2 protein-coding genes and 1 pseudogene are annotated in these 2,079 nt (G+C 70.9%); 2 read left to right on the top strand and 1 reads right to left on the bottom strand.

Annotation, left to right across the window (positions count from 1 at the left end; translation table 11 throughout):
* Nucleotides 1-112 precede the first annotated feature (112 nt).
* Complete coding sequence (locus EKO23_RS24625) at nt 113-466, bottom strand: hypothetical protein (RefSeq protein WP_246051306.1); 354 nt, start codon at nt 464-466, stop codon at nt 113-115.
* A gap of 82 nt (nt 467-548) precedes the next feature.
* On the opposite strand from EKO23_RS24625, the gene lpdA reads away from it, so the two are divergent.
* Together lpdA and EKO23_RS25975 are read left to right on the top strand one after the other, a co-directional pair.
* Entirely contained in the window at nt 549-1,949 is a 1,401-nt protein-coding gene (gene lpdA, locus EKO23_RS24620; protein WP_134721208.1) for a dihydrolipoyl dehydrogenase, read from the top strand.
* Nucleotides 1,950-1,993: 44 nt separating this feature from the next.
* Nucleotides 1,994-2,079, top strand: a pseudogene (locus EKO23_RS25975) (biotin/lipoyl-containing protein); the annotation flags it as partial.

Here is a 2,079-nt window from a genome sequence, read left to right as displayed (position 1 = left end):
GGCACCTCGACCATCCAGACCGGGCACCTCGGCATCCCCGTGCGTCATGCAAGGCCGTCGCCCGGCCCGCCATCCACACGGCTCTGCGCGCACGACCGGGCCGATCGGTGCGCTAGAGGTTCTTCTTGCGGCGGTTGTAGTCCCGCATGCGCTGGGGGATGCCGACGACGGCGGCGTCGTACGACGGGACCTGGAACTGGTTGGCGAACCGGTGCGCCCACTCCACCGAGGGGACCCGGCGGCGGGTCCACTCGCCGTCGTGGGCGACGAGGAGCAGGGTCACGTCGCTCACGGCGGTGCGTGGCTCGACGAAGCCCTCGACCCCGCGACGGGTGGTGACGAAGTCGCGGAGGTGCTGCTCGTCGGCGGCGCTGGCGGAACGGACGGTCGTGGATCCGGTGCGGGACCGGTCACCCCCGGGACGGCGCATGCCGGAACCCCGGCGGAATCGGTCGAACAAGCCCATGCGTCCAGTGTGACGCAAGGGCGGTGTGGACAGCGGGAGCGATAGTGCAAAGATGGGCGTCGATTGTTGATCGGAGTGGAGGGTGAGCGTGACCGAGGCGGCGACGTCGCAGGCCGGCAAGGAGTTCGACATCGTGGTGCTGGGCGCCGGATCAGGCGGCTATGCGTGCGCCTTGCGCGCGGCGCAGCTCGGCCTGACGGTCGCCCTGGTCGAGAAGGGCAACCTCGGCGGCACCTGCCTCCACGTGGGCTGCATCCCGACCAAGGCGCTGCTGCACGCGGCCGAGGTCGCCGAGTCAGCGCGCGAGTCCGGACAGTTCGGGGTCAAGGCCACCTTCGACGGCATCGACATGGGCGGCGTCAACGCCTACAAGGACGGCGTCGTCTCACGGCTGTTCAAGGGCCTCACCGGTCTCATCAAGTCGCGCGGCATCACCGTCGTCGAGGGCGAGGGCCGGCTGACCGGGCCCCGCACCGTCGAGGTCGCCGGCACGACGTACGCCGGCAAGCACGTGGTGCTCGCCTCCGGCTCCTACAGCAAGTCGCTGCCCGGCCTCGAGGTCGACGGCGAGCGGGTGCTCACCTCCGAGCATGCCCTCACCCTCGATCGGGTCCCGGCGTCCGCGATCGTGCTCGGTGGCGGCGTGATCGGCTGCGAGTTCGCCAGCGTGTGGCGCTCGTTCGGCGCCGAGGTCACCATCGTCGAGGCGCTCCCCCGGCTGGTCGCGGCCGAGGACGAGGCGTCCTCCAAGGCCCTCGAGCGGGCCTTCCGCAGGCGCAAGATCGCCCTCCACACCGGGGCGCCGTTCGAGTCCGTCGGGCACACCGACACCGGCGTCAGGGTCACCCTCCAGGGCGGCACCGTCGTCGAGGCGGAGATCCTGCTCGTCGCGGTGGGCCGGGGCCCGTCGACCGACGGCCTGGGGTACGCCGAGGTCGGCGTCGAGATGGACCGCGGCTTCGTCAAGACCGACGAGCGCTGCCGCACCAACGTCGACGGTGTCTACGCCGTGGGCGACATCGTCCCGGGCCTCCAGCTCGCGCACCGCGGCTTCCAGCAGGGCATCTTCGTGGCCGAGGACATCGCCGGCCTCGACCCGCAGCCGATCGACGAGACCGGTATCCCGCGGGTCACTTACTCCGATCCCGAGATCGCCTCGGTCGGGCTCAACGAGGACCGCGCCCGCGAGCTGTACGACGACGTCGAGACCCTCACCTACGACCTCGGCGGCAACGGCAAGAGCCAGATCCTCAAGACCCAGGGTTTCGTGAAGCTCGTACGCCGCGCCGACGGCCCCGTGGTCGGCGTCCACCTGGTGGGCGCCCGGGTCGGCGAGCTCATCGGCGAGGCCCAGCTGATCTACAACTGGGAGGCGCACGCCGACGACGTGGCCCCGCTGGTCCACGCCCACCCGACCCAGAACGAGGCCCTCGGCGAGGCACACCTCGCGCTCGCCGGCAAGCCGCTCCACGCCCACTCCTGACCGAACCGACCCGCTGACCGACACGAGAAGAGCGAAGGACATCCATGGCCACCGAAGTCACCCTGCCGGCCCTCGGCGAATCCGTCACCGAAGGCACCATCACCCGCTGGCTCAAGCAGGTCGGTGACGA

It is taken from the genome of Nocardioides guangzhouensis (assembly GCF_004519545.1).
GTDB lineage: Bacteria > Actinomycetota > Actinomycetes > Propionibacteriales > Nocardioidaceae > Nocardioides > Nocardioides guangzhouensis.
Note: the sequence above shows the minus strand (reverse complement) of the source record. Positions and strands in the feature narration are given on the sequence as shown.

Excerpts from the sequence above, each read along its gene's own strand:
- EKO23_RS24625 (WP_246051306.1), bottom strand. The coding sequence starts at position 466 with ATGGGCTTGTTCGACCGATTCCGCCGGGGTTCCGGCATGCGCCGTCCC.